Annotated in this window: 24 protein-coding genes and 2 tRNA genes; 20 read left to right on the plus strand and 6 right to left on the minus strand. The window is 59.0% G+C overall.

Translation table 11 applies throughout. The annotated features are described in order from the left end of the window. Positions 1 to 17: 17 nt before the first annotated feature. The 5 genes from DCC27_RS01945 to DCC27_RS01965 all read left to right on the plus strand — a co-directional run bounded on the left by DCC27_RS01945 (position 18) and on the right by DCC27_RS01965 (position 3,800). Positions 18 to 779 (plus strand): fumarylacetoacetate hydrolase family protein, encoded by a 762-nt coding sequence (locus tag DCC27_RS01945; RefSeq protein ID WP_110100325.1) that lies wholly within the window; start codon positions 18 to 20, stop codon positions 777 to 779. 61 nt (positions 780 to 840) lie between these two features. Further along, a complete protein-coding gene (gltX, locus tag DCC27_RS01950) occupies positions 841 to 2,373 on the plus strand; it encodes a glutamate--tRNA ligase (RefSeq protein WP_110100326.1) in 1,533 nt (510 codons plus the stop codon). A gap of 116 nt (positions 2,374 to 2,489) precedes the next feature. Further along, positions 2,490 to 2,561 (plus strand) — tRNA-Gln (locus tag DCC27_RS01955). Positions 2,562 to 2,584: 23 nt separating this feature from the next. Next, positions 2,585 to 2,657: transfer RNA gene (locus tag DCC27_RS01960), tRNA-Glu, on the plus strand. Positions 2,658 to 2,750: 93 nt separating this feature from the next. Next, entirely contained in the window at positions 2,751 to 3,800 is a 1,050-nt protein-coding gene (locus tag DCC27_RS01965) for a thiamine-monophosphate kinase (RefSeq protein ID WP_110100327.1), read from the plus strand. Here DCC27_RS01965 and DCC27_RS01970 read toward each other — a convergent pair. Continuing rightward, on the minus strand, positions 3,797 to 4,534 hold the full coding sequence (locus tag DCC27_RS01970) for an IclR family transcriptional regulator (protein WP_110100328.1): 738 nt from the start codon (positions 4,532 to 4,534) through the stop codon (positions 3,797 to 3,799). The two genes, DCC27_RS01965 and DCC27_RS01970, sit on opposite strands and share 4 nt — an antisense overlap. Before the next feature lie 157 nt (positions 4,535 to 4,691). On the opposite strand from DCC27_RS01970, the gene leuC reads away from it, so the two are divergent. The 6 genes from leuC to DCC27_RS02000 all read left to right on the plus strand — a co-directional run bounded on the left by leuC (position 4,692) and on the right by DCC27_RS02000 (position 11,323). After that, positions 4,692 to 6,170, plus strand: coding sequence for a 3-isopropylmalate dehydratase large subunit (gene leuC / locus DCC27_RS01975; protein WP_110100329.1), 1,479 nt, complete (start codon positions 4,692 to 4,694; stop codon positions 6,168 to 6,170). Positions 6,171 to 6,191: 21 nt separating this feature from the next. Beyond that, positions 6,192 to 6,806, plus strand: a complete 615-nt coding sequence (gene leuD, locus DCC27_RS01980; RefSeq protein ID WP_110100330.1) for a 3-isopropylmalate dehydratase small subunit — start codon at positions 6,192 to 6,194, stop codon at positions 6,804 to 6,806. A gap of 117 nt (positions 6,807 to 6,923) precedes the next feature. Beyond that, positions 6,924 to 8,264 (plus strand): UDP-N-acetylglucosamine 1-carboxyvinyltransferase, encoded by a 1,341-nt coding sequence (gene murA / locus DCC27_RS01985; protein WP_110100331.1) that lies wholly within the window; start codon positions 6,924 to 6,926, stop codon positions 8,262 to 8,264. Further along, the gene (locus DCC27_RS01990) at positions 8,261 to 9,064 is read left to right on the plus strand and encodes a 1-acyl-sn-glycerol-3-phosphate acyltransferase (RefSeq protein ID WP_233242774.1); all 804 of its coding nucleotides are present in this window, start codon (positions 8,261 to 8,263) and stop codon (positions 9,062 to 9,064) included. The genes murA and DCC27_RS01990 overlap by 4 nt, the downstream gene beginning before the upstream one ends. Then, positions 9,054 to 10,121, plus strand: coding sequence for an NAD(P)H-dependent glycerol-3-phosphate dehydrogenase (locus DCC27_RS01995; RefSeq protein WP_110100332.1), 1,068 nt, complete (start codon positions 9,054 to 9,056; stop codon positions 10,119 to 10,121). Before DCC27_RS01990 ends, DCC27_RS01995 begins: the two co-directional genes overlap by 11 nt. Further along, positions 10,118 to 11,323 carry a D-alanine--D-alanine ligase family protein gene (locus DCC27_RS02000; protein ID WP_110100333.1) on the plus strand — a complete coding sequence of 402 codons (1,206 nt, stop codon included), beginning with the start codon at positions 10,118 to 10,120 and terminating at the stop codon, positions 11,321 to 11,323. Before DCC27_RS01995 ends, DCC27_RS02000 begins: the two co-directional genes overlap by 4 nt. 58 nt (positions 11,324 to 11,381) lie before the next feature. Here DCC27_RS02000 and DCC27_RS02005 read toward each other — a convergent pair whose 3' ends face one another. Beyond that, positions 11,382 to 11,909, minus strand: a complete 528-nt coding sequence (locus DCC27_RS02005) for a DUF3515 domain-containing protein (RefSeq protein WP_233242773.1) — start codon at positions 11,907 to 11,909, stop codon at positions 11,382 to 11,384. Positions 11,910 to 12,073: 164 nt separating this feature from the next. Between DCC27_RS02005 and DCC27_RS02010 the strand changes: the two genes are divergently transcribed. Genes DCC27_RS02010 through DCC27_RS02020 form a run of 3 tightly spaced genes read left to right on the plus strand, consistent with a single transcriptional unit; the run spans position 12,074 to position 15,985 of the window. Continuing rightward, positions 12,074 to 13,141 (plus strand): DAK2 domain-containing protein, encoded by a 1,068-nt coding sequence (locus tag DCC27_RS02010; RefSeq protein ID WP_110099455.1) that lies wholly within the window; start codon positions 12,074 to 12,076, stop codon positions 13,139 to 13,141. Further along, on the plus strand, positions 13,122 to 15,353 hold the full coding sequence (locus DCC27_RS02015; protein WP_208392077.1) for an ATP-dependent DNA helicase RecG: 2,232 nt from the start codon (positions 13,122 to 13,124) through the stop codon (positions 15,351 to 15,353). The genes DCC27_RS02010 and DCC27_RS02015 overlap by 20 nt, the downstream gene beginning before the upstream one ends. Before the next feature lie 26 nt (positions 15,354 to 15,379). Next, positions 15,380 to 15,985 carry an RsmD family RNA methyltransferase gene (locus tag DCC27_RS02020; protein ID WP_110100334.1) on the plus strand — a complete coding sequence of 202 codons (606 nt, stop codon included), beginning with the start codon at positions 15,380 to 15,382 and terminating at the stop codon, positions 15,983 to 15,985. Positions 15,986 to 16,011: 26 nt separating this feature from the next. Here the strand turns inward: DCC27_RS02020 and DCC27_RS02025 are convergent, their stop codons facing one another. Next, positions 16,012 to 17,298, minus strand: a complete 1,287-nt coding sequence (locus DCC27_RS02025; RefSeq protein ID WP_110100335.1) for an aminotransferase class I/II-fold pyridoxal phosphate-dependent enzyme — start codon at positions 17,296 to 17,298, stop codon at positions 16,012 to 16,014. A gap of 22 nt (positions 17,299 to 17,320) precedes the next feature. Between DCC27_RS02025 and coaD the strand changes: the two genes are divergently transcribed. Then, a complete protein-coding gene (gene coaD, locus DCC27_RS02030) occupies positions 17,321 to 17,800 on the plus strand; it encodes a pantetheine-phosphate adenylyltransferase (RefSeq protein ID WP_110100336.1) in 480 nt (159 codons plus the stop codon). A gap of 32 nt (positions 17,801 to 17,832) precedes the next feature. Here the strand turns inward: coaD and DCC27_RS02035 are convergent, their stop codons facing one another. The 3 genes from DCC27_RS02035 to DCC27_RS02045 form a co-directional block, all read right to left on the minus strand. After that, positions 17,833 to 19,029 carry a hypothetical protein gene (locus DCC27_RS02035; protein ID WP_110100337.1) on the minus strand — a complete coding sequence of 399 codons (1,197 nt, stop codon included), beginning with the start codon at positions 19,027 to 19,029 and terminating at the stop codon, positions 17,833 to 17,835. Between the two features lie 169 nt (positions 19,030 to 19,198). Then, positions 19,199 to 21,064 (minus strand): acyltransferase family protein, encoded by a 1,866-nt coding sequence (locus DCC27_RS02040; protein ID WP_110100338.1) that lies wholly within the window; start codon positions 21,062 to 21,064, stop codon positions 19,199 to 19,201. Next, a complete protein-coding gene (locus DCC27_RS02045) occupies positions 20,995 to 21,288 on the minus strand; it encodes a hypothetical protein (RefSeq protein ID WP_110099461.1) in 294 nt (97 codons plus the stop codon). Before DCC27_RS02045 ends, DCC27_RS02040 begins: the two co-directional genes overlap by 70 nt. 358 nt (positions 21,289 to 21,646) lie before the next feature. Here DCC27_RS02045 and DCC27_RS02050 point away from each other — a divergent pair, with 358 nt between their 5' ends. The 5 genes from DCC27_RS02050 (at position 21,647) to DCC27_RS02070 (ending at position 25,389) form a co-directional block, all read left to right on the plus strand. Then, complete coding sequence (locus tag DCC27_RS02050) at positions 21,647 to 22,273, plus strand: DUF177 domain-containing protein (RefSeq protein WP_110100339.1); 627 nt, start codon at positions 21,647 to 21,649, stop codon at positions 22,271 to 22,273. 2 nt (positions 22,274 to 22,275) lie between these two features. Then, positions 22,276 to 22,479, plus strand: a complete 204-nt coding sequence (gene rpmF / locus DCC27_RS02055) for a 50S ribosomal protein L32 (protein WP_110099463.1) — start codon at positions 22,276 to 22,278, stop codon at positions 22,477 to 22,479. A gap of 6 nt (positions 22,480 to 22,485) precedes the next feature. Beyond that, positions 22,486 to 23,175, plus strand: coding sequence for a ribonuclease III (gene rnc, locus DCC27_RS02060; protein WP_110099464.1), 690 nt, complete (start codon positions 22,486 to 22,488; stop codon positions 23,173 to 23,175). Continuing rightward, complete coding sequence (mutM, locus tag DCC27_RS02065) at positions 23,168 to 24,097, plus strand: bifunctional DNA-formamidopyrimidine glycosylase/DNA-(apurinic or apyrimidinic site) lyase (RefSeq protein ID WP_110100341.1); 930 nt, start codon at positions 23,168 to 23,170, stop codon at positions 24,095 to 24,097. Before rnc ends, mutM begins: the two co-directional genes overlap by 8 nt. A 182-nt stretch (positions 24,098 to 24,279) precedes the next feature. Then, complete coding sequence (locus DCC27_RS02070; protein WP_110099466.1) at positions 24,280 to 25,389, plus strand: LCP family protein; 1,110 nt, start codon at positions 24,280 to 24,282, stop codon at positions 25,387 to 25,389. The last annotated feature ends 49 nt before the right edge of the window (positions 25,390 to 25,438 follow it).

Here is a 25,438-nt window from a genome sequence, read left to right on the forward strand (position 1 = left end):
GAGGACACTTGTCATCCATGCGGATAGCTCGAGCTGTCATCGACGACCAGCCCACCTTCGGGCTGGTTGACGACGCGACGTTCACCGAAATCCACGGCGACCCCTTCTATCAGGGCATCCAGCCGACCTCGACCACCCACCAGGTGGCCGATATCCGGCTGGTGGCCCCGATCATCCCGCGCTCGAAAATCATCGGGGTGGGCCGAAACTATCTCGACCACGCCCACGAACTGGGCAACGAGGTACCCACCGTCCCGATGCTGTTTTTCAAGCCCAACACCACCGTGGTGGGTCCCGGCGACCCGGTGACCTTGCCGTCGTGGAGTGAAGAGGTCTCCTACGAAGCCGAACTGGCCGTAGTGATTGGTCGGATCTGCAAAGAGGTGCCGGTGGAGAAGGTCCCCGAGGTGGTCTTCGGCTACACGGTCGCCAATGACCTCACCGCACGGGATATCCAGCGCGCTGAAAACCAGTGGGCCCGGGCTAAAGGCTTCGACGGCTCCTGCCCACTGGGCCCGTGGATTGAAACCGAGCTGGATGTAGAAGACGCTGAAGTTCGCTCGTCGGTCAACGGTGAGGTGCGCCAGGAAGGCAATACCTCCCAGATGGTCTTCGGTGTTGCTGATCTGGTTGCCGAGATCTCCCGGGCGTTTACGTTATTGCCCGGGGACGTGATCCTGACCGGTACCCCGGCCGGGGTCGGCACCATCGAGGACGGAGACCGCGTGGAGTGCGAGGTTGAGGGCATCGGCACCTTGACCACGCTCATCCGGCGCTAAAGCGTTCAGAACCGCACGTGCTCGGCACCAACCACACCATCAGTGGCGTAGGGTGGAGATTATGACCAGTTTTGACGATATTCCTGCAGTTGATGCTTCGACCCCGGTGCGCGTGCGGTTCTGTCCTTCACCGACCGGAACGCCACACGTCGGTTTGATCCGCACCGCCCTGTTCAACTGGGGGTGGGCCCGCCACACCGGTGGCACGCTGGTCTTTCGCATCGAAGACACCGACGCCAAGCGTGACTCCGAAGAGTCCTACCAACAACTGCTGGACGCGATGCGCTGGCTGGGGATCGACTGGGACGAAGGCGTGGAAGTTGGCGGCCCGCACGAGCCCTACCGTCAATCCCAGCGAGGCGAGATCTACCAGGATGTGATCAACAAGCTGGTGGAATCCGGGCACGTCTATGAGTCCTTCTCGAACGCTGAGGAAATCAAAGCCCGTCACCAAGCCGCCGGTCGCGACCCGCAATTGGGCTATGACAACTACGACCGGAACCTTACCGCAGCACAAAAGCAGGCTTTCCGGGATGAAGGCCGTGAGCCGGTGTTGCGGTTGAAGATGCCGGATGAAGACATCAGCTTCACTGATGCGGTCCGTGGGGAGATCAGCTTCAAAGCCGGTTCGGTACCGGACTTCGTCGTGGTACGTGCCGACGGCTCCCCGCTATACACGCTGGTCAACCCGGTCGATGATGCGCTGATGGGCATCACCCACGTATTGCGCGGGGAAGACCTGTTGTCTTCCACCCCACGCCAGATTGCGCTGTATCAGGCGCTGTACGAGATCGGTGTCGCCACGCACATGCCGGTTTTCGGCCACCTACCCTATGTGATGGGAACCGGCAATAAAAAGCTGTCCAAACGCGACCCAGAATCCAATGTGTTCCTGCACCGGGACCGCGGTTTTATCCGCGAAGGTCTGCTGAACTACCTGGGCCTGCTGGGCTGGTCGCTATCGGCCGATGAGGATATCTTCACACCCGAACAGTTCGTCGAACACTTCGATATCCACGACGTGTTGGCTAATCCGGCACGCTTCGATGAGAAGAAAGCCATTGCCATCAACGGCACCCACATCCGCATGCTGGAGCCCGAGGACTTCCGCGATCGGATGATCCCGTACCTGCAGGCCCAGCAACTCATCGCAGACAACCCCACCGAACGCGAGCTGGAAATTCTCACTCAGGCAGCACCGTTGGTGCAAGAACGTACCCAGTTGCTGGCCGATGCTGCCGAGATGATGGCCTTCCTCTATCTGGACGATGACCAGATCGAAACCGAACAACAGGCGCTGAAAGGCATGCCCGAAGACCTGGCTTCCGCTCTGGAAGCCGCCTATCGTGCCCTGGAGGCCATCGACCCCGAGCAGTTCACCACCGAGGCCATCGAACCAGCTCTGCGCGTGGCGTTGATCGATGGGCTGGGGCTGAAACCGCGTCAAGCATTCGGCCCGGTGCGCAGTGCGGTGTCAGGGCGCAAGGTATCACCGCCGCTATTTGAGTCGCTGGAGATTCTCGGTCAAGACGCCACCCTGGCTCGCATCCGGCGTTTCGCTGAGGAACAGGATGCCACCTTCCCGGTCACCTAAATTCAGGTGGTGAGCATCACGACGCAGATGCTCACCCTGGATTTGATATCTGGGAAAATCATCGGGTAGAGTGACTACTCGTGTTCGGCAGAGATGCCGGCAACACAACTCAATAGTGGGGTATGGTGTAATTGGCAACACAACGGTTTCTGGTACCGTCATTCTAGGTTCGAGTCCTGGTACCCCAGCTGAACCCGTCTCGACGGGTTTTGGCCCCATCGTATAGCGGCCTAGTACGCCGCCCTCTCACGGCGGTAACGCGGGTTCGAATCCCGCTGGGGTCACAGTCGAGGAACCTCCGGTGGCACCACCGGAGGTTTTTTCGTTCTCGCCATGTGCAGCTCGACCGATGACCGGCTGACGCGCGAAAGGCCACGATGACCATAGCAGATATCGGTGAAGATGGCATTCTCGACATTCTTCACGCTCGATTCTTTACCAGCTGGGCCGAGGACGAGGTCGGCCCCGGCGATGACGCGGCCGTGATTCACCTTGGTCACCACACGGCACCAGGCGCGGGCCCAGCCCGGATGGTGGTCTGCGCTGACACCATGAACCAGGACCGCAGTTTCCGACTATCGTGGCCCCGTGGGGTCGAGGACAACGGATACTCCACCGGTTGGAAACTGGTCGCCCAGAATCTTTCTGATCTCAACGCCATGGGAGCAATCCCCACCCACCTGGTTATTTCCCTGGCACTGCCCGGATGGCTTCGGGTCCAATGGGTGGAGCAGTTTGCCACCGGAGTGATGGCCAGCCTGCATTATTTGGGGGTGCCGGGAGTCAAAGTCGCCGGGGGAGATTTGACCGCAGGCGCCGAAATTTCAGCCTCGCTCACCGCCCTTGGGGTGCTGGCCACCGAGGCCGTGACACAACGGTCCATTCGCGCTAACCCCACAGTAGCCAGTTCCTACCGGCTGATTCATCGTGGCCACCCCGGCTGGGCAGCTGCTGGGCTGGAGGTCTTGGAGTCCACCACCGAGCTCCCACGGGCACTGTCTCGTGATGCCGCCCGGGCAGTGCGGGCCCAACTCCGGCCCCGTCCGGAGCTGGCCGTGGGACCGGCCGTGGCCCGGCAGGTGGTAGCGATGATGGATGTCTCCGACGGGATCGGTCGCGATGCGCACCGTTTGGCGAAAGCCAACCGGGCGAGGGTACGCGTTGACCCGACATGGGTGCGTCACCGAGCCACCGAGCTGGCGCCGTTGGCACAAGCCCTGACCGGTGAGACCGCGACGGCCGAGCAGTGGGTCCACGGTGGGGGAGAAGACTACGGGTTGCTGGCCGTGATCGGTGAGTACGACCCGATTCCCGACGGCTTCGAAGTCATCGGCACCCTGAGCCCGGCCACCACCGTCGACGGCGAGAGCTGGGCGGCAGCGGAACAGGACCAGGGTCCCGGCTGGGATCATTTCCGGACCAGCTAGGCAGAATAATTCTGGTAGAGGTCAGAGATTCGGTGAGCGGCGGCCACTACCGAGGTGGCGTGTAATTTCCCCGGATGGCGAGTGATGCGATCGACCGGTCCAGACATTGACACAGCAGCCACCACCTTGCCATTGGCCGCCCGAATCGGAGCCGACACCGAACCGAGGCCGTCTTCGCGTTCTGCCACGGTTTGGGCCCACCCCTGGCGGCGCACTTGAGCCAAGGTGCTCGCTGAAAAAACAGCGCCATCCAGACCGGAAACCATTTCATCGTGGTCTTCCCAGGCTAAAAACACCTGAGCTGCCGAGCCGGCCTTCATGGAGAAACGGGAACCGATCGGAATGGTGTCCCGGAACCCGACAGGGCGCTCGGCCGTGGCCACGCACAACCGTAAGTCTCCTTGACGCCGGTACACCTGCGTGGATTCTCCGGTCATCTCGGCCAACCAGCGCAGTGTGTCGGGCGCAACCACAGCCAGAGGATCATCGCCACCCATTGCTGCTGCTAACTCGCCAATCCGGTGGCCCAGCACATAGCGAGAACGCTCGTCCTTGGTGAGCAGGCGATGATGGATCAGCGCGGCAGCAATGCGGTGCAATGTCGGGCGGGGAATACCGGTGGCAGCGACCAGCGTGGTCAGGTCAGCCGGGCCAGATTCCAAAGCTGCCATGATCGTCATCGCTTTGTCGATGACGCCAACTCCCGACGGGGGGATCTCAGATTTATCGCTCATCACGACAGATTCTACGGGCACCTCGGTGTGTATCTCAATAAATGAGATGGGAACGTGGAGAGGTTGGAATTTCTCGCCGGTGGTGCCAGTCTGAGGGCAAGTTATCGGTGGTCATCGCCAGTCGCGATTCACCTCGAGCATCAAGGAGCAGGGAACCATGACCGAGAACGCGCCTCGGACGTTAGCGGAGAAGGTCTGGCAGGACCATGTGGTCGTGCCCGGCGAAACGCAGGGCGATGTGCAGACCCCGGACCTGCTTTATATCGACCTCCACATGATTCATGAGGTCACCTCCCCACAGGCCTTCGAAGGGTTGCGCATGGCCAACCGCGCGGTGCGCCGGCCCGATCTGACTATTGGCACCGAAGATCACAATGTGCCCACCCGGGATATCAACGCCATGATCCAGGAGCCCACCTCCCGGCTTCAGGTCAGTACCCTGCGTGATAATGTGCAGGATTTCGGCATCCGTTTGCACTCGCTGGGGGATGACGACCAAGGCATTGTTCACGTGGTGGGACCCCAGCTGGGCTTGACCCAGCCGGGTATGACGGTGGTGTGTGGTGACTCCCACACCTCGACCCACGGTGCGATGGGGGCGCTGGCTTTTGGTATCGGCACCTCGGAGGTCGAACACGTCATGGCCACCCAGACCCTGTCAATGCAACCATTTAAAACCATGGCCATCAATGTTGAAGGCACCTTGCGGCCCGGGGTGTCCTCCAAAGACATTATTCTGGCGGTCATCGCCAAGATCGGCACCGGAGGGGGAGCCGGGTATGTGCTGGAATACCGCGGATCGGCCATTCGGTCGCTATCCATGGAAGCCCGGATGACCATCTGCAACATGTCCATCGAGGCCGGAGCCCGAGCCGGGATGATCGCCCCCGATGAGACCACTTTCAGGTATCTCAAGGGTCGTCCACACGCTCCGCAGGGGCACCAGTGGGATGAGGCGATGGCCTATTGGCAGACATTGCACACCGATGAGGGGGCCGTCTTCGATCGGGAGGTCTTCATTGACGCCCATGAACTCGAGCCCTTCGTGACGTGGGGGACCAATCCGGGACAGGGCGTGCCATTGAACGCTGAGGTGCCCGATCCCGACTCCTTTGATGACCCGGTCGAGCATGACTCGGCGGTTCGGGCCTTGGAATACATGGACCTCACCCCGGGCACGAAGATGAAGGACATCGCCGTTGACACCGTGTTCCTCGGGTCCTGCACCAATGCCCGAATTGAAGATTTGCGTGCAGCGGCCCAGATCATCCAGGGACAGCGCAAAGCCGAGAACGTCACGATGCTGGTGGTACCCGGCTCGATGCAGGTCCGCCTGCAAGCCGAAGCCGAAGGATTGGACCAGATCTTCCGAGATTTCGGAGCCGAATGGCGATTTGCTGGATGCTCGATGTGTTTGGGGATGAACCCTGACCAGCTTGCCCCCGGAGAACGTTGCGCTTCAACCTCGAATCGCAACTTTGAGGGGAGACAAGGTCGGGGCGGACGCACGCACCTGGTGTCTCCGGTGGTGGCCGCTGCCACCGCAGTGCGTGGCACCTTGTCATCACCGGCAGATTTAGGACTGGCCCCGCCCGTGATGGCTACCACACCGGCCGGCGAGACCGCGGCTGAATAGCGGGAACAGAGAGGACAGCTCATGGAAAAGTTTGTGACCCACACCGGGGTCGGCGTGCCGCTGAAGGCCTCCAACGTCGATACCGATCAAATCCTGCCGGCCATGTATCTGAAACGAATCAGTAAGACCGGTTTCGACGACGCGCTGTTTGAACGGTGGCGCCAGGACGAGGACTTCGTACTCAACCAGCCTGCCTACAGCCACGGCAGTGTGCTGGTGGCCGGACCGGATTTCGGGACCGGTTCCTCCCGCGAGCACGCCGTCTGGGCACTGCGGGACTACGGATTTAAAGTGATCCTCTCGGCGCGTTTCGGCGATATTTTCCGCTCCAACGCCGGCAAACAAGGTCTGGTGGCTGGTGTTGTGAACCACAGTGATGTTGAGTTGATCTGGAAAGAGCTGGAGAATCATCCGGGCACTGCCGTCAGCGTGGATTTGGCACACCGGGTGGTCTCTTGCGGGGGGCTAACGACACACTTCGACATAGACGACTACACGCGGTGGAGGCTCATGGAGGGGCTGGACGACATTGGCATTACTCTGCGCCACGAAAAGGCTATCGCCGATTTTGAAAAACGTCGCCCCGGGTTTAAACCCACCACGCTCCCGGCGAAGCGCTCATCGTTTCGGTCATGATCACTTAGACTAGTTTTCGGACCACATAACAGTTTTTCCCATACAAGCCATGGTGACGTCCCGCCGTCACGATGACAGGTGGCCGCAGCGGTGGGATCTTGGAGGATTTAGACGTAGATGTCGAAGCTACTAACAATCAATGGGGGCAAGCCCCTGACAGGAACAGTTTCGGTACGCGGTGCAAAGAACCTGGTGCCCAAAGCCATGGTCGCTGCACTGTTGGGGTCTAAACCATCCATTATCCGCAACGTCCCGGAAATTAAGGACGTCGAGATCGTGATCGGGCTGTTGAAGCTCCATGGTGTTGTCGTGGAGTGGAATAAAGAGTCCGGCGAAGTCTACCTCAACCCCTCTGATACCACCACCGCAGCCAATTCGGAGATCGATGCGTTCGCCGGTGATTCCCGGATTCCGATCCTATTCTGCGGCCCCTTGATGCACTCGGTCGGTGAAGCCTTTATCCCGGATCTGGGCGGGTGCCAGATCGGTGATCGTCCCATTGACTTTCATCTCACCGTGCTACGGAGTTTCGGCGCCGTGGTGGATAAATTACCCTCGGGTATTCATATCCGGGCCCCCAAAGGCCTCAAAGGCGCCAAGCTGGAACTGCCGTACCCCTCAGTCGGAGCCACCGAGCAGGTATTGCTCACCGCGGTGAAAGCTGAAGGGATCACCGAGCTCAAGGGCGCTGCCGTGGAACCAGAGATTCACGATCTGATTCACGTCCTACAGAAGATGGGCGCGATTATTACCGTCCAAACCGACCGCACCATCCGGATTGAAGGGGTTTCGGAACTGGGCGGTTATAACCACTTTGCCATCTATGACCGCAATGAGGCCGCTTCCTGGGCCTCGGCTGCCCTGGTGACCACCGGCGACATTTTCGTCGAAGGCGCCATGCAACGCGATTTGACCGCGTTCTTGAACGTCTACCGCAAAATCGGAGGTGAATTTGAGGTCAGCGACACCGGCATTCGGTTTTGGCGCAACGGCGGAGATCTCAAGCCGTTGGTGCTGGAAACCGATGTGCACCCAGGGTTTATGACCGACTGGCAACAACCTTTGGTCGTGGCCCTGACCCAAGCCTCCGGCGTGTCCATTGTGCACGAGACCGTCTACGAAAACCGTTTCGGATTCACTGACGCGCTGGTGCGGATGGGCGCCTCGATTCAGTTGCACCGAGAGTGCTTGGGTTCAGTGCCCTGCCGTTTCGGGCAACGCAACTTCTTACACTCTGCGGTGATCTCGGGCCCCACCCAGTTGCACGGTGCGAAGTTCGATATTCCAGATCTCCGTGGCGGATTCTCTCACCTGCTCGCCGCCCTCGCAGCCCAGGGCACCTCGCAGGCCACCGGGCTAGAAATCATCAACCGCGGTTATGAGAAATTCATGACCAAGTTGGATGGTCTCGGCGCCGATGTTGAGTTGTCGAGCACGGAAGACCGAGTCTCAGCGTGAGTGAACCGTTTGCAGAGCGGCTACAGTTCGCCGTGGCCGCCAATATCGTGCGCCCGCTGGTGAATATGGCCTACGGCAAGAAATGGACCGGGACCGATAACCTTCCGGATGGTGGCTGTATTGTCGTCGCCAACCATATCTCGCAGATTGACCCGGTGGCCCTGGGGCACATGCTGTATAACCACGGCAAGCTACCGCACTTCATGGCCAAGAAAGAACTGTTTGGGATCCCTGGGCTGAAAACTGCGCTGAATGGGTTGAAACAGATTCCGGTCGACCGCGGTGGTCGCGGGCAAGAATCTCTGCGGGTGGCGTCCGAAGTCATTGGCGAAGGGGGCGTGGTGATCATCTATCCCGAGGGGACGATTACCACGGACCCGGATTATTGGCCGATGCAGGGCAAAACCGGGGTGGCACGTTTGGCGTTGAAGACCGGTGCTCCGGTGGTGCCGGTGGGTCAATGGGGACTGCACAGGATGTTGCCGAAACGGGCCACCAAGCCGAAAATGTGGCCGCGCACCATCCACCAGATCAACGTCGGAAAACCCCTGGACCTCTCCGACCTGCGCGATACGACACTGAATAGCACTGTGTTGCATGACACCACCTGGCGGATGATGACGGCCGTGACCGACCTGGTCGCGCCACTTCGCGGGAAGAACCCGCCGACAAACCAGCTGTGGAACCCCTCCAGGCAACGCTATGAAGGTCCGGATCAGGCGCTCAAGCACGCGCGAGCACCGCGCCCCAGGAACGGACCGGCACCGCAGCACTCAGAAAGGCGAACCGATGACGGCTGATACCGCACGTTTGCACCCCCTTCGGTCCACCCAGGCAGTCACGGTTGCCATTTTGGGCTCAGGCTCGTGGGGGACAACCTTTGCGAAAGTTCTCGCCGATGCTGCCGAAGAGCGGGGTGAAGAGGTTACCGTCCGGCTCTGGGCGCGTCGTCAGGAAGTCGCCGACGATATCAACCTCTCCCACCGCAATAGCCAATACCTCTCCGATATTGTGCTTCCTGCATCCATTACCGCCACCACCGACGCCGTCGAGGCAGTCAGGACCGCCGACCTGGTGGTCCTAGCTGTTCCGGCGCAGCAGGTGCGCGGTGTGCTTTCTGACCTCACCGAGAACATCGGGTCCGAGACCGTGATCGTCTCTTTGGTCAAGGGCCTGGAACGGGATAGCCAATCGTCGATGTGGGAACTGTGTCAGTCCGAACTACAGCTTGGACCCGAACGCTTTGTCGTGGTCTCCGGCCCGAACCTGGCTATGGAAATCGCCCATGAAGAACCCACCGCCACCGTGGTGGCCTGTCGTGAAGAATCGGTCGCCGACTGGGTGGTGGCGTTGTGTAATTCCAAATACTTCCGGCCCTATCGCAATACTGACGTCACCGGTGTCGAAATTGGTGGCGTGGTCAAAAATATTATCGCCCTGGCGGTGGGGCTCTGCGATGGCCAGGGGCTGGGAGATAACTCCAAAGCATCCATTATTACGCGCGGACTGACCGAAACCACCCGCCTGGCCACTGCCGTAGGGGGCAACCCCGATACCCTGGCCGGACTGGCCGGGCTCGGTGACCTGGTGGCCACCTGTGCCTCACCGTTGTCCCGCAACCGCACCGCCGGACGACTCTACGGGCAAGGGCTGTCGACCCAAGAAGTCATCGACCGGATGGAGCAAACCGCCGAATCGGTGAAATCCGTGTCTGCGGTGGTGGCCCTGGCCCACTCAGCCGGGGTGGAAATGCCGATTTCTGAGGCGATGAACGCTGTGGTCAACGGCCAGATCAGCATTTCCGATATTTCAACATTACTGCTGGGACGAGATTTGAAACCGGAGGCGCGGTTATGAGCACACCACTGCCTGTCGACACCGCACAGTATTCCACCGGGGAACAACCCCTCAACGTGCTGGTGCTCTTTGGTGGTATTTCACCAGAACATCCGGTCTCCATCGTTTCTGCAGTCGGGGTGCTCAATGCTATGGATCCGCAGAAGTTCCGCCCCATCCCGGTCGGGATCACCTCCCAGGGCTACTGGAATCGACTAGGGACCGCCCACCAGCACGGTGCCCCCTGGAGTGTGGGGACATTAGTCAACGACGACAGCGATGAGACCTCTGCCGGCCAATCGGCCCTGGGCTCCCGGTTGCCTCGGGTGCCCGAACCCGATCAGCCGGTGCACCTGGTGGCCGGGGATCCGGTTACCTTGCGCAACGACGACGGCGAGGTGCTGGAACACGTCGATATTGTCTTCCCGCTGTTGCACGGACCCGGGGGAGAGGACGGTAGCCTGCAGGGCTACTGTGAGACTGTCGGGGTGCCCTATGTCGGTACCGGCGTGTTGTCTTCGGCGGTGGGTATGGATAAGCACTTCATGAAGATTGCCTTCGTTCATGCCGGGTTGGACGTCGGTGACTGGGTCACTATCACCGAACGCCAATGGCAGACCGAGCGTGAGGCGGTGCTACAACGAGTGGGTCGGCTCCCGCTACCGGTATTCGTCAAACCCGCCCGCGGTGGTTCCTCGCTGGGGATTTCCCGCGTGGACGCACCCGAGCAGCTGGAACCAGCAATCCAACAGGCTCGCACCTTTGACACCAAGGTACTGGTCGAGGTTGGCATCGACGGTCGCGAAATCGAATGCGCGGTGCTGGATCTGGGGCCAGACAAAGGATCAATTGCCTCCTATCCCGGCGAAATCTCAGTGGTGGGCGATGACGAACACCTGCCGTTTTATGATTTCTCCGCCAAATACCAAGACCAATCCGCCGCGCAACTGCAGTGTCCGGCCGACCTCAGCGATGAGGCTATCCGCGAGATCCGTCAGCTTGCGGTGCGCGGTTTTGATGCCGTCGATGCCCGCGGGCTCTCCCGGGTGGATTTCTTCTACACCCACGACGGGCACTTTGTGATCAACGAGATCAACACCATGCCCGGTTTCACTCCCATCTCGATGTATCCGCAAATGTGGGAACACTCGGGAGTGAACTACTCCAGCCTGATCGAGCACCTGATCACCCACGGCCTGAACCTTGGACGCCGCGGTCACTGACGGCGCAGGGCTAGGCAGGAAGGGGACGAACACCGTCGGCACTGGTGGCCGCTACTGGTTACTGCTGTTCCAGCGGGCTGGTCTCGGGTATTGGTTCCACGGTCTCCACATCCGAGGTGGTGCATTGCCCGAAGGACTCAACGCGTGAGACCGCATCGGCCAGGTCCACCATGACCGAGGAGGAGGCCACCGCATCGGCGGTGAAGACTACCTCCATGGCCGGGTCCCGCCCGTAGGTGGTCAGACGCCAGGCTTGGTCTTCTTCTTGGGTAATCCAATCGACGCCGTTGGCTTCCACACAATGTTCGGTGGTGGGGCCGGGGACCGGCACACCACACCGAAAGATCACAGTGGCGGGGTCTCCCCAGGCGGCAGTTGATTGGGAGTCAGTCCGACGACGTTCCTGGCCGGCAACTTCATCGGGCAGCGCCACCATGGCTTCAGCGCATTCCGGGTTGGTGGCATCCTCGGCCACCTCAATACCGGCCACCGTGGCACTGCACCCGGTAGCAACAACGCTCAGCGCACCGGCGAGCAAGCCCCACATCGCAACGCGATGTCGCAGGTGATGATCATGACCAAACATAATCTCCAGCGTATGCCACGAGTGGACCATTCCAGCCAATATTGAGTGTTCGCATAGCAATTAGGCCCATGAATCGATAGGGTAAAGACGCATGGAATCGCCGGAGAAAGACCGGGCCGATGACCAGCGCTGAGCGATGTTGTCACCACGAACGGAATCAGGGCATGAGCACAGAGAGTTTCACCACGCAGGTGCAGACGACGTCTCATGCCATCCGTGACGTATTGCGCTGGCTCAAACTCTCTGAATCAGCCCTGGGTAACGCCAGTGATCGGCTGAACGCCATTAATATTTTTCCCGTCGCCGATGGGGATACCGGCTCCAATATGTATGCCACCATCTCCGCCTCCCGGGTAGCGTTGATGGCCCATGTGGAAAGCCTCAGCGACGACCAGCAAGCCACCATGACCGTCGGTGACTGCCTGGGCGTGGCCGGACGGGCCGCCTTGGATCATGCCCACGGCAATTCTGGCACGCTGATTGCGGTGATTATCAATGCGATGGCCCCACCTCTGGACGGTGCCAGCCGACTGAGCGCACCGTTATTCCTTGCCGGCCTCCAACGAGCCCGCACCGCTGCGTGGGCCGCGTTATCAGACCCTCAAGAAGGCACCATGCTCTCGGTCCTCGAGGCCGCCACCCAGGCCGCACAGACCGGTCTGCAGGAACTGAACTATGCCGAAGAGGACCGCCGGCATTCTCGCAAAACCCTGGAAGTCGTGGTCAACAGCGTGGTTGAGGCAGCCTGGCGATCGGCCGTGGAGACCGAGCACCAGCTCCATGAACTCACCAAAGCTCACGTGGTAGATGCCGGAGGAATGGGACTGCTACTGGTCCTGGACGCGTTACGCGCCTCCGTGCGAGGCCAGCGCCTCGACCCCGATATCTTAGACTCGCTCAATGGTTTCCACCCGCAATACCCACACGTGCACCAAGACATGGACGTCGAGGAAGGCTTCGAAGTGATGTGCTCGCTGGAGCTAACCCCCCTGGATGCAGCGACCTTGCGCTTTGGTCTGGATGAGATCGGCGACTCGGTGATCATGTCGCCGATGACCATGTCCGAAGACCAAGCCGGCACCGTGCGCTGGCGGCTACACGTCCACGTCCCAGAATCGGAACAGGCCCTGGACCTCATCCGGAGAGTGGGAGAGCCCGAAAACCTCACCATCACCGCACTGCACGAGATCGACGACGAACACTGTCACACCCATGACGACCACCAGCATTAACCACCCGCTCCACCTGGGACTGGATCGACTGCTGGGCCCCCAGACCGCCGGCCGGATCGCGACCGAACTGAACATTACCACCACCGGGGCCCTGCTGGATTACTTTCCGCGCCGCTGGATCGAACGTGGTGAACTGACCCCCATTTCCTCGTTGCCGGTCGGGGAACACGTCACCGTCGTGGCCAAAGTCCTGTCGGTGACCAAACGCCAGATGCGCTCGCGCAAAGGCTTCATTGTCGAGGTGGTGGTCACCGACCAAGCCGATGATTCGATGATGTCGATGGCATTTTTCAATGGCTGGGACGCGCTGAAACGCCTCAGCGCTGGAGCGCACGCTATCTTCCACGGCAAAACCAGCCTGTACCGCCACCAGCTGACCCTGAATAACCCGGAATTCTCAATCCTGTCGACCGGCTACGAGGATGTGGACACCGCCAACGCGACCCTCACCGCCGCCGATTTAGCCCCGGTGCCGGTCTATCCCGCCACGGCCAAGCTACCGACCTGGACGATTCGCACCTGCATCGAGATGGTGTTGGACGCCATCAATTGGGATGTCATCGAAGATCCTGTTCCCGCCGAGTTGCTGGTGACCCAAGGCAACCTGCCCCACCTGGGGGAGGCGTACACCATGATTCATCGGCCCGAGACCATCGACGAGGCTCACCGCGCCCGTCGCCGGTTTGCGCTCCAAGAAGCGGTCATCCTCCAAACCCTGCTGGCCCAACGTCGGACCGCATACGGCACCGACCGGACGGCAACCGCCTACCCGGTGCGTAAGCACGGAATCCGGACCGCATTGGATGAGCACCTGCCGTTTAGCCTCACTGCCGGACAGCGCGAAGCCGGCGACCAGCTAGCCGCCGAGCTGAACTCCACCACCGCCATGTCGCGTCTGCTCCAAGGCGAAGTCGGCTCGGGGAAAACCCTGGTGGCTCTGCGGGCCATGGCCCAGGTGGTGGACTCGGGAGCCCAAGCCGTGCTAGTGGCCCCAACCGAGGTGTTGGCCACCCAGCACTATCAATCCATCACGACGACGCTGGGCCCGCTGGCCACCGCCGGGCAATTGAGCTCCTACACCGGCCCAGCTACCGAAGTTGTCCTGTTGACCGGGTCGATGACGACCGCGCAGACAAAACAGGCGTTGCTCAAGATCGCCTCCGGCCAAGCCGGCATCGTGATTGGCACCCACGCACTGTTTTCTGACCAGGTCTCCTTTGCTGAGCTGGGACTGATTGTCATCGATGAGCAACACCGCTTCGGAGTAGACCAGCGCGAGACGTTGCGTGAAGACCACCCCGGGGCCCACATGCTGGTCATGACCGCCACGCCCATCCCACGCTCGGTGGCGATGACCGTCTTCGGTGATCTGAACATCACGTTGCTCCACGGATTACCCTCGGGCCGGCAACCGGTTGAAACTCATGTGGCACGGATGGCCCACGGCCCTCAGATTATTGGCAGAGTCTGGGAAATTATCGCCGAAGAGGTCGCTGCCGGACATCAAGCCTTTATCGTCTGCCCCAAAATCGATCCGCCGGACCCCGCCGAGCAACCAGCCAGTACGGAACTGGCCGACCCCGCACATGCGGCCAGTGTGACCGAGATGGTGCACAAGCTTCCGCAGGTCTCGGTCTTTGACCGCCAGCAGGTGCGCTTCGGTATGGTGCACGGCCGACAGGACGCCGACACCCAGCGAGCGGTGATGCAACAGCTGGTCGCCGGGGAGATTGACGTGCTGGTCTCGACTACCGTGATTGAAGTCGGGGTTGACATTCCCAACGCCACGGTCATGGCCATCCTTGATGCCGAGTCCTTCGGACTCTCCACCCTGCACCAACTCCGCGGACGGGTGGGACGTGGTCGCGCTGCCGCCCGGTGTTTTTTGGCAACCCGATTGCCGGATCACCATCCCTCCCTGGATCGGCTCGCGGTGCTGGCCGAAACCCAAGACGGTTTCGAGATCGCCCGGGCCGATGTCGAACAACGTGGCGAAGGCGATGTCCTTGGAGCAAGCCAACACGGCTACTCCTCTCGCCTGCGCGTGTTGCGGGTGATCCGTGACGAGGACTTGATCGTGGCCGCTAACAACTGGATTGCCCCCACCCTGGAGCGTGACCCCACTCTGGAACACCACCCGGCCTTGGCACACGCGGTAGACGTCTGGGATGATGAGCACGCCGAGGGATCGGCGTACCTGGTCAAGAACTAGCCACCGTCACCGGGGAGGAGCCACCTGTGAACCGAATTATCGCCGGGGCCGCCGGCGGGTTGCGTCTGAAAACCCTGGCCGGTGACCACACCCGCCCCAGCGCCGCCCGGACCAAAGAAGCGGTGTTCTCCTGGTTGGAGACCAAAGGTTGGTTGGACAACACCCGGGTCTTGGACCTGTTTGCTGGCTCAGGTGCTTTGGGTGCCGAAGCTGCCTCCCGGGGAGCCCAACAGGTCATCTCGGTTGACAACCACCGCCAGGCTGTCGCCGTGGCACGAGACAATGCCCAAGCCGTCAACCGGGCCTTGGGTGGGTCCCGGAAGGTCATCACGGTGCGTCAGGCCACCGTGGAAAAATTCTTGCCCTTGCTAGCCACCCGGCTGGCGGGGGAGAAGAACGCGCACGGAGATTTTGACCTGGCCCTAGCCGACCCGCCGTACCCGATCGAAGGCGAGAAGCTCGATCAGGTGCTGGCTCTGATCTTTCCGGCCCTGGTGGTCGACGGACTGCTGGTCTTGGAACGGTCGGCGCGCTCGCAGCCCCCGCGCTTTCCGGCCGCCACCGAGATCATCGACACCAGAACCTACGGAGAATCGGCGGTGTTCTACGTGCGAAAAGTACCCCGGGACTAGCGATCGACCACCAGACTATCGCCGCGTCACCGGCCATCAGGCAGGCGTTCGAGCCGCTGTAGCGCCTGGTCCATCACCGTTGGAGACTTGCAGAAGGCCAGCCGCATCCAAGACCCGAACCGCTTGAGCGCGTTGTCGGTGGAACAGAATGACGACACCGGGATGCCAGCAATACCCGGATCCTTGACCAGCTCGCGAGCCGCGGTGGCTGCATCGGTGACACCCAGCGGAGCCAGATCGACCACCACAAAATAGCCGGCATCCGGTACGACCGGATCCAGTCCAGCCGAGCGGAGCGCGGTCACCAACCGGTCGCGTTGGGCACCAAATTCGGCGCGTTGGGATGCGAGGAAGGGATCCAGTCGGTCCGGAGCATCCAGGGCCTCCGCAACGGCCATTTGGTATGCCGGACCCGAAGAATACGTCAGAAACTGTTTGACCGCGCGAATAGCGGAGACCACCGGTGCATCGGCCAACAGCCACCCGACCTTCCAGCCGGTCAACGAGAGCATTTTTCCTGCAGACGACACGGTGATGATTTTGGAGTATCCCTGGGCACCGTGGGCGTAGATAGCAGCCGAGCGGTGTTCACCGGTGTACATCAGCGTTTCGTAGACCTCATCGGAGAGCAACCACACATTGTGCCGGGCACAGATCTCCACGATCTGCGCCAGCGTGGCGGCATCGACTGAGCGACCTGACGGGTTATGCGGCGTATTGAGGATGACCATCCGTGTCGCATCGGTGATGGCCTGTTCTAATGCCTCTGGGCTGGGCTGAAAATCGGGGGCGTGCAGGGGAACCGGAACATCGCGGGCTCCCGCCAGACCGATGATGGCGCCGTAGGAGTCATATGAGGGCTCAAAGGTGATGACTTCGTCTCCGGGGTTCACGAAGGCCAGAATGCTAGCGGCCAGAGCTTCCGTCGCCCCGGTGGTCACCAGAATATTTGAGGCAGGATCCCACTCCACCTCGGTGCTACGACGGTAATAGTTAGCTAGCGCTTGCCGTAATGACTCAAACCCGGTACCGGCAGCGTACTGGTTAGCCCCGGGGTAGGTGGCGCTACCTGCGGCGATGATCTCCCCGGCACGGGCGCGGATAAACTCTGGTCCGTCTTGATCAGGGAACCCTTGCCCCAGATTGACCGCCTCATACTCACGTGCGGCCGTGGTCATCTCCTCAAAGATCGTGGGAGCCGGTACACCGTCGGTGAGTAAGCCGGCACCGGTAGCTACGGCTTGCCATGGGCCGGGAGGAAATTCGGTGACGCTGGATTGCGGGATGACTGTTGGGTCTTGTGCGTTGTCCATAGATCCATAGTAAGTTCGAGATATGCAACGTGCAGTATGCCCCGGCTCCTTTGACCCAGTCCATAAAGGCCATATCGAGATCATTGCGCGCGCAACCTTCATCTTCGACGAGGTTGTCATTGCGGTATCCACCAACCCGCAGAAGAAGTACCTGTTCAGTCTCGAGCAACGTCTGGACATGATTGAGCAAACCGTCTCATCACTCAGCGGTGTCTCGGTGGTGCCGATGGAGACCGGGCTGATCGCCGAGGTCTGCCGCCAGCAAGGGGCGAATGCGCTGGTCAAGGGCATTCGTAATCCCACGGACGTGGAATACGAAACTCCGATGGCGACCTTTAACCGCCACCTTTCCGGGGTAGAAACTGTGTTCCTGCCTGCCGATGCCCGGTACCAGCATGTCTCGTCCACGCTGGTGAAGGAAATCGCCAGTTTGGGTGGAGACATCTCCGAATTTGTTCCCCATGCTGTCGCCCAGGGGCTCTCCGAACAATTCGGTCGCTAAGACGCGACCGAAGCAGTTGATAAGTCCACTGCCTAGCGACCGCGCTTCGAATGCGAGTCACGTCCGCGACGCAGACGCGAGACCACGCCCCTAACCTTTTTCTTCAACAAGGCATAGCGCTTGTCGCGTGCCAATTTTGACTCGAATTGACGCCGTTCCTTGGGATCCAAGGTGTCCAGAAATTGGGAATGAAAGTAGGCCACGACATCTAGTTCGACATCGCGAGTCTTCCCGTAAGTCGCAAACTTGTGCATGCTGGGCCCCGGGGCGGTGTTGACCTCGAGTACTCGGGCAGTGGTGGGGTCGTTGATGTCTGTCACGAGGAGATCAATGCCGGCGACCTCTAACTCAGGAATGCTGTGTGCTGCTTTGACAGCTATCTGCTTGATCCCTGGATGGATGATGTCGGTAATGTCAACGATGCTCGACCCGTACCGAAGCACGATATACGGATTGATGATGACAATCTCGTCTCGGGCCGGGACGGAAGTCTTGCGATAGCCACGAGCCTCGAGGAATTTCCACCGTGCCGTGGCAGGGTTTCTCTTCCAATAGGCGTGGTTCTTCAAGCGCTGTCGAGACGCCTTTATGAGCTCGACGAGGTTGGACTTCCCGTCGCCGACCACGAACGGCTGAAGCCGTGCCGCGGCGGCCACCACAGTATCTCCGGTCACGTAGGCGCGCACATCCATACCTGCAACGAATTCTTCGACGAGGATCTTTGAGCCTTCACGTGCGTGGGTTAGAGCCTCATTCCAGGCTTTTTCGAGTTGCTCCAGTGTCTCAACTCCAAGGCTCACACCATGTGAGCCGGCGGCATCCGAGGGTTTGACCACAAAGGGACCAGGTGCGCTCTGGATTAACTCACAGGCCCGAGGCATTTCGTCATGATCGAAGGCTTGACCGCGAGGGACCTGAACGCCGTTATTCTCCAGATACTGTCGGGTGAGATCTTTACTGCGACAGATGGCGTTAACACTCTCGGGGTGACGGTACACCAGCGATTTGCGCATCAGAAGCCTGAGGCGGTCGTTGGGTGACATAATGCGACGTTTGGGAAACTTTGAGGTTTCCCCCGGAATGTCTTCGAAGCGCCAGCCCAATGAGATGAATTCATTTTCAATCTGGTCCGGTGCCGGATTGATTTTCTCCAGCGAGTTCACAGAAAGTCCCGGTTCGAGAATCTGAGCTCGGATAAAGTTCTTGACACTCTGGTAGCTCTCGCTCAACTCATCCCTCCATTGAGATGCTGATTGATATCGGACATGGCCGTGCTGGGGTCTCGTAGATCCGCAGGCCCTCGTATAGATCGCCGATACGGCTCCGGAACTGGTACTGCAAGGTGGTTTATTAAAGCCACCGAGTATTCTAACCTCACCAGCGTCGTTGCTCAGCGTTTTATCGGAGCAGGTGAGGGAAGGTGTCTTGCATTTGTTCTTCGATGACGGGTGCGAGCGATTGGGAGAACGGGCGAGTGAGGTGGTTGCTATCGAAAGTCACAAGAATATTCCCGACAACAGCGTCGCACCGTGATGCCGATTCATCGTGAATGGCCGGGCACACCGCATCGGTGAGGTCGATGTGCTGAACGCCGTCAGGTAGTTCGATGCTGTTCAGGGGGTTCGGTTGGTGCAGTGCTAGGGCTGAGGGCCCACACTCATGAGGGCTTCCGCCTTCGGCCAAACAAGATGGAAGATCGTGTTCAGAACGTGGTGTCCCCCGAATCAAAAGAAGCTCCGTATCCGTTGCGGTGATTCGCTCCCACCACTCCTCAGCTCGGTCAGGGATGTTTTCCCGATCTTCCTCGGCCTCGTGGCGGGTTCCGGGGGCGACGACAAGGTCAACGTCGTTGTTGTTGAGCCAGCCGATGAAGTTGTTGTTCCATGCGGTGCACATATCTCCCGGTTGATTCGCAGATCCGCTGAATACGCAGCCTGGTTTTAGGACGATGAGAACTTCCCAGTCATACTTGCGGGCCAAGGTTTTAAAGGCGTCTTCCAAGTGTCCGGCGTGTGATCCTCCGGCCAGCACCACGGTCGCAGTCGGCGACTCAGGTGCTTCCTCGTCGTCGCAGACAAGGACCTCGTCTGTTCCTGGGTTGTTTCCCATTTTTTGCGTGCAATTCCTGAAATGGTATGCGGCTCGGTAGTCCGCGGCGTCTTCGGGCTGTGGAAACACGTCTGCGTCGGGAGGTTCCTCATCTTGAAGCTCGACCGCGGCACCGGGGTAGACAGCTGGGTCGAGGTCACCGAAGGCTTGGTCTAGGTCGGCGCGGGATGGTGCAAGTTGGGTGGTCAATACGGCCAGCGTGACGAGACTGGCAGCACCGGTAAGCACTGTGGGCTTATTACGCAACAGGCCGTGGGACTGTGGTTTTCCGCCGTGATGCTGTAGGGGCCGTTCCACGAACCGGTGCGTGAGCATTGCCAGGAATAAGGACGCGAGGAGAATGAGGGTGGCACCTCGTATCCCAACAGCTTCGCGATCTCGTATCTGCAGGTAGTAGAACAGTAGTGGCCAGTGCCAGAGGTAGAGGGCATAGGCGTGGTCGGCGACCCAGCCAAAGGGACGGGACGACAATAGTCGAGTTGCCGTGTACGAAGGGTCGTGGTTGCCTCCGTCAGGTCCGGCGGAGATCAGAACGAGAACGAGCCCGAGTAGTGGCCAAAGAGCCCACGGACCAGGAAACAGTTGCGCACCGTCAAGGACGAACCCACAGGAGACGATCAGGGCGACACCCACCCAACTCCCAACGGGCCGAAGCATGCGGGGCAAACGCAACGTGCTGATGAACAAGGCCAGGAGAGCCCCGAAGGCTAGTTGCCAGGCTCTGGTCTCAGTCATCAGGTAGGCCTCGGCTTGGTTGTAACTCCCAACGTAGATGGCGTAGGTAAACGATGCGAGGAAGATAAGCGTCGAGATAATGGCGAGAACGAGTGGGGCCGAGCTCCTGATTGCTCGCGCTACCAAGACTGCGATGACCGTGATGAGAGGCCAGATGAGATAGAACTGACCTTGGACGGCTAACGACCAGAAATGCTGAAACGGGGAGGTCTCGGGCCCGGCGGCTCCGTACGCCAGCTGGGAGTTGATCAGCTCGAAATTTTCGAAATAAAGTAGCGAGGCTCGAGCTTCAGCCCACAATTGGCGATGACCGGTTGCCGGCATCACCAACAATCCCACACCAAGGGTGATCAAGGCGACCAATGCGGCAGGGACGAAAATGCGTCGGAATAAGCGTCCGAAGTAGTTCCAGAGATTGATGCGCCCACCTTGGCGGTGGCTTCTCGCAAAAGCATTCCGGTGGAGAGGAACCCCGAAACAGCAAGGAAGATATCAATGCCCCCGGAAATCCTGCCGGCCCCAAAGAGATGAAAGAGGACCACACCAGCGAGAGCGAGACCTCTGATGCCGTGTAGTTCCGGGAGGTACCGGCGTTCTGGCATCCCCCGAGATAAGATTGCGTTGCGCTGGGTCGTGGAGTTCATTTTGCGGTCCGTTTCATTCGGTATTTCTTCAAGGTGTGTGTTTCACTCGGTGAGCATGAGCGATTGTACCTTCAATGTGACGGGAAGCCATACGGAAAATAGAGAAGAAAGGCATAATAGCGGCAAAAGCCATAGGACACCGTCTATTGCGTGAACCCAAGCCGTACCAGATGCTTTCCTCCGCTCTAAAGCTTATGGCCTAATTTTGGTATCGAGATTTCACGGTGTATTCTGTAGGTTTGGCTCGGTGGTTGTTCTTCAGGGGAAGAATCGCTCTGAGATGGCTACCAATAAGAGATGTCCTCAGTAACGAGGGTCCTGATTTACCCATGAGACGGTGATAGGAGGTCCGATAAGCATGGCGAACCTAGAAAAGAATTCTGTGGCTGGTGCTTTCGTGCCCTCTGACTCTGCGTGGGTTTTGAACGTTAAGAACCTCAACGGTGTTGCTGGATCTTCTGAACCGGTTCAACGACAGGTCGTGGCACCCGAGGGAATGGAAACGCCTATAGCCCGAGTAGAGCCGGGCTCTGTGATCGAGTTGGATCTCAGGATGGATTCCTTGCACGAAGGAATTTTGGTTTCCGGGGACGTCAACGCGGAACTTCGTGGTGAGTGCTCACGTTGCCTGGACCCTTTGTCGCAGGACCTGAACGTGAGCATTAGCGAGCTGTACCAGTACGTGCCAGATCCGGAACTTGATCCGGAAGAGCAACGTCTGATCGTCAATGATGCGATTGATATTGGGCTACCAGTCATTGACGCAGTGTTGTCTGCTTTTCCTTTCAAACCGGTATGCAAACCTGACTGTCAGGGCCTGTGCGATCAATGTGGCGTACGTCTTGACGAAGTCGATGAGGATCACCACCATGAGCAGCTTGACCCACGGTGGGCTGCACTCGCGGCGTTATCATCAGCGGAACAAACTGATGCTGACGCTACAATAGATAACCAGACCCAGACCCAAGAACCAGAAGAGAGATAACCATGGCTGTTCCTAAGGGAAAAAAGTCTCGCGCCAACACCCGCATGCGTCGTTCGCAGTGGAAGGCCCAGGCGCCTGAGCTTGTTAAGACCGTTGAAAACGGCAAAGTAACCTACCGTATGCCACACCAGGCTAACGTTGTGACCGACTCTGCTGGTACCCCGCTCTTCTACGAGTACAAGGGCCGCAAAGTCGCCGATATTTAGTCTTTGATGACTGAAGATCTTACGAAGCATCTCGGAGTCCACCTAGGCTCCGAGATGCTTCGTCTTGCATTAACCCACCGTTCTTATGCCTTTGAGAAGGGTGGGTTGCCGACGAACGAACGTCTAGAATTTCTCGGCGACGCAGTCCTGCAGATTATTGTGACCGATCATCTTTACCGTGCATTCCCTGATGAGGATGAGTCACAACTTGCCAAAAAGAGATCATCGATTGTCTCCACGGTGGCCTTAGCACGAGTTGGGCGAAGCATTGGGGTTGGGCAACACATTTTGCTCGGTGAAGGTGAAACTCGCACCGGGGGCGCAGATAAGGACTCCATCCTTGCGGACACCATGGAAGCCTTGATTGGAGCAACTTACCTGGAAGAAGGACACCAGGCTGCCCGAGGTTTGGTTCACCGTTATGTCATTCCTCTTCTTGATGACGACTACGTGATGGGCATCGGTCGCGACTGGAAGACTCTGGTCCAGATGGAGGCCGACTCGGCAAGTTTGGCGCCCGTCGAGTATCGACTCAGCTCGCGAGGTCCCGACCACGCACGAGAGTTCACCGCAGAACTCTATGTTGCCGAGAAAAAATACGGTGTAGGCCAAGCCGGTAGCAAAAAGGAGGCCGAACGGCTGGCTGCGTGGGACGGATACGACGCCCTGCAGAAAGACATTGCCCAGAATGCCTGAACTTCCGGAAGTTGAAGTGGTGCGGCGGGGGCTATCGCGCTGGATCACGAACCAACAGGTCCTTGACGTTGAGGTGCTTGATCCAAGGTCAGTTCGACGGCACCGGCAAGGTCCGATTGACTTCGTGACCTCGTTGCGTCAGGCGGAGCTCGAGCAACCTCAACGGCGAGGCAAGTATCTGTGGATTCCGTTACACCATTCCCCAACCGAGCAGAAATCTCCGACAGCGCTAGTCGTCCATCTGGGGATGAGCGGGCAGATCTTGTTGAGTCATCACAGCGCACCGGCTCCTCACCATCTGCGCATCAGATTGCGCTTGGACAGTGCATCCGGTCACGGACAGGCACCGACTGAGTTACGGTTCGTGGATCAACGGATCTTCGGAGGTCTCTATCTTGATCGACTTGTTCCCACCGCGGATGAGCCCGATGAGCTGATCCCGACGACGGTGACTCATATCGGACGAGACCCTTTGGATAACCATTTTGACGTAGACCACATCTATCAGGTGCTGAGCAAGAAGCAGACCGCAATTAAACGGGCGCTTCTGGATCAGAACCTGGTTTCCGGTATCGGAAATATCTATGCGGATGAAGCGCTGTGGCGGGCAAAAATACACTATAACCGGCCATGTAACCGGTTGAGCCGCAAACAAGTGCGAACGCTTTATCAGTGTGTACAGAAGGTTATGGAACAGGCCCTGAAAGAAGGCGGAACGAGTTTCGACGCTCTTTATGTCAACGTCAACGGCGAATCTGGGTATTTTGATCGCTCGTTAAACGCCTACCATCAGGAGGGCACGTATTGTCGTCGTTGCCTAGCCGAAGGGTACGACACTCTTATTCGCCGTGATAAGTTCATGAATCGGTCCTCGTATTACTGTCCGAGGTGTCAACGAAAGCCACGCACAACGCAACGGTAACTTGGAAATGGGTAGATTCGGATTTCTGATATACGATACTCGGAGTAGATTGTTACCCACTATGACGTTATCAGCGTACGGTATCGCGAAGACTCCACGTAGACTTCACGGGCTCGTTGCTGGCTTGTTGTTAACGCTTACCTGTTGCACTACCACAGCAGAGATGAAAGGAAGGACGCCGTATGGCTGAGTCCTCTCGGATCTATGCGCCCCGGCGCGTTAGTCGAGTCGCCACCCGCCCTCATGGCATTATCTTCTCCGTCATCGTCGCTGTGGTTTTGATTGTGGTGTCCGTCGTCGCCAGTACTTCGGTGTACGCGCGTACACTTATTTCGAACGTCAATGAGCGAACTCAGACCATCGATAGTGGTATTGATACCACTCGACCGGTAATGGATGATGGCGAACTGAATTTGCTCTTGCTGGGTAGTGACCAACGACCGGAAGATAAAGAAGCCGGCGAAGATGGCGCGCGCACAGACACGATCATGTTTGTGCACATACCGGATGGTCACGAAGAAGTGTATGTGATGTCCATCATGCGCGACTTATGGGTCGAGATCCCAGGGTATGGCATGGGCAAGATCAACGGTGCATATGAAGAAGGGGGGTTCCCTCTGGTCGTTGACACTGTGGAAGGACTCGTCGGCTCGGACATCGATCACATTGCCATTATCGACTTTGAAGGATTCCGTGATGTCACCGAAGCGCTTGGCGGTGTGGAAGTCGACAACGAACAGGCATTTTCATCGGGTATCCGAAACCCCTCGTTCTTCCCCGAGGGCAAAATCAAAGTTTCCGGCACCGATGCGTTGCGGTTTGTACGGGAACGCCACGCGTTCAACGATGGTGATTACCAGCGTGTAAAAAACCAACAGCTGTTCCTCGAAGGTCTGGTGGATCAACTCTTGGCACGCGATGTTTTGACAAATCCAGGAACACTCAGCGATGTCATTACGACCCTGAGCCCGTATCTGTCGGTAGACGACGGCCTTGATGCCGAAACTATGCTGAACTACGGGCTGTCGATGTCTAACATTCGCTCCTCCGATATTAAGATGTTCACAATTCCGAATGCTGGCGCCGATATCACCTCAGGCGGGGCAGCGATTGTGCGACAAGACGAGGCCGCCACTGATCGCATGCGAGAGGCGTTACGCTCTGGCACCATGGATGAGTTCTTAGAAGAATACGACGCAGAACAAAATCCCGACGGTAGCAACCAACCAGAATCGACTTCCCCAGCGAACCCGCCAGAACCGTCTGCTGTGGAATCCGGGGTACAGGGATAGTGTGACTCGACGCCTGGTTCCCGCGCACGCCGCAACTATTCGATGCTCT

Source organism: Auritidibacter sp. NML130574 (assembly GCF_003185725.2).
Taxonomy (GTDB): Bacteria; Actinomycetota; Actinomycetes; order Actinomycetales; family Micrococcaceae; genus Auritidibacter; species Auritidibacter ignavus.